Origin of the sequence: Streptomyces sp. NPDC005492 (genome assembly GCF_040605995.1) — a bacterium.
Lineage (GTDB): Bacteria > Actinomycetota > Actinomycetes > Streptomycetales > Streptomycetaceae > Streptomyces.
Genome location: NZ_JBEXDX010000114.1, coordinates 1 through 2,227, shown reverse-complemented (window position 1 = coordinate 2,227; position 2,227 = coordinate 1). Strand labels below are relative to the sequence as shown.

1 protein-coding gene is annotated in these 2,227 nt (G+C 73.6%); it reads left to right on the top strand.

Annotation, left to right across the window (positions count from 1 at the left end; translation table 11 throughout):
• Positions 1-2,227 (top strand): type I polyketide synthase (locus ABZT04_RS45890; protein ID WP_356066676.1); only part of this gene is annotated, 2,227 nt, incomplete at both ends.

Genomic DNA, 2,227 nt, shown 5'->3' with positions numbered 1-2,227 from the left:
GTCTCCCGGCGGGGTCTGGCGGTGCCGGGAGCTGAGGAGTTGGTGGCGGAGCTTGCGGGGCAGGGTGCCCGGGTGACGGTCGCCGCGGCCGACGTGAGTGACCGGGACGCGCTGGCGGGAGTGCTCGCCGGGATACCCGTGGAGCATCCGTTGACGGGTGTGGTGCATACGGCGGGGGTGGTCGACGACGGGCTGATCACGTCGTTGACCGCTGAGCGGATCGCGCCGGTGTTGGCGCCGAAGGTGGACGCGGCCTGGCATCTGCACGAGCTGACCCGTGATCTCGACCTGTCGCTGTTCGCGACGTTCTCCTCCATGTCCGGCCTGCTGGGCGCGCCGGGCCAGGGCAACTACGCCGCCGCCAACGTCTTCCTCGACGCGCTGGTGGAGCGGCGGCGGCACGACGGGCTGCCCGGCGTGTCGATGATCTGGGGGCCGTGGACGCCCGAGGTCGGCCTCACCGGATCTCTGTCCGAGGCGGACCAGCGCCGGATGCACGACTCCGGCATGCCCCCGCTGTCCGTGCCGCAGGGCATGGAACTGTTCGACCAGGCCGTCCGCGCGGACCTCCCCGTCGTGGCGCTGACCCGGCTGGACGCACCCGTCCTACGCGGCCAGGCGGGCCTGCCGGTCATGCTGCGCGCGCTGGTCGGCGCCCGGCAGCGGCGGGCCGCGGCCGGCACCCGGCAGCAGTCCGGCGGCCTCGCGCAGCAACTGGCCGGGATGACCGCGCAGCAGCGTGACCAGCACCTGCTGGCCCTGGTCCGCGACCATGTCGCCGTCGTCCTCGGCCACGGCGCCGGCAACGACGTCGACCCGGGCCAGGCGTTCCGCGAGGCGGGCTTCGACTCGCTGACGGCCGTGGAACTGCGCAACCGGCTCCAGAGCGCGACCGGCCTCACGCTGTCGGCGACGCTCGTCTTCGACTACCCCAACGCGAACCGTCTCGCCGCGCACCTGACCGAGCAGTTCGGCGATGCGGCCGAGCCGGCCACGCGGCAGGACTTGCCCGCGCTGGTGTCGGTGACCGACGACCCGATCGTGGTCGTGGGCATGGCCTGCCGCTACCCGGGCGGCGTGACCGGCCCGGACGACCTGTGGCGCCTGGTCGACTCGGGTACGGACGCGATGTCGCCCTTCCCGCTGGACCGCGGCTGGGACGTGGCCGGGCTGTACGACCCGACCGGCACCCGCCCGAACACCTCCGTCGCCAACGAGGGCGGATTCCTCACCGCCGCCGCCGAGTTCGACGCCGGCTTCTTCGGCATCTCGCCGCGCGAGGCGCTGGCGATGGACCCGCAGCAGCGCATGGTCCTCGAAGTGGCCTGGGAGGCGCTGGAGCACGCGGGCATCGACCCCACCGGCCTCGGCGGCACCCCGGCCGGGGTGTTCGTCGGCGGCTACCACTCCGGCTACAGCGACCTCGTCGCCGAGGCCGGCGGCGACGCGCAGGGCCAACTCCTCACCGGCGCCGCGCAGAGCGTGCTGTCCGGCCGGGTCTCCTACGTCCTCGGTCTGGAGGGCCCCGCGGTCACCGTGGACACCGCCTGCTCGTCGTCACTGGTGGCGATGCACCTCGCCGGGCAGTCGCTGCGCTCGGGGGAGAGTTCGCTCGCGCTGGCCGGCGGCGTCACCGTGATGGCCACGCCCGGCACGTTCGTGGAGTTCACGCGGCAGGGCGGCCTCGCGGGCGACGGCCGCTGCAAGGCGTTCGCCGAGTCCGCCGACGGCACCGGCTGGTCCGAGGGCGCAGGCATCGTCGTCCTGGAACGGCTCTCCGACGCCCGCAGCAACGGGCACCGCGTGCTGGCCGTCATGCGCTCCAGTGCGGTGAACCAGGACGGCGCGTCCAACGGCCTGACCGCCCCCAACGGCCCGTCCCAGCAGCGGGTCATCCGGCAGGCGCTGGCGGCTGCGGGCCTCGCGCCGAGTGACGTGGACGCTGTGGAGGCACACGGCACCGGCACGTCCCTGGGTGACCCGATCGAGGCACAGGCGGTCCTCGCCACCTACGGCCAGGACCGCCCCGACGACCGGCCGCTCTGGCTCGGCTCGGTCAAGTCCAACCTGGGGCACACGCAGGCCGCCGCCGGTGTCGTGGGCGCCATCAAGATGATCCAGGCCCTGCGGCGCGGTGTGTTGCCGCGGACGCTGCATGTGGATGAGCCGAGTTCGCATGTGGACTGGAGTGCCGGTGATGTGCGGCTGCTGACGGAGTCGGTGCGGT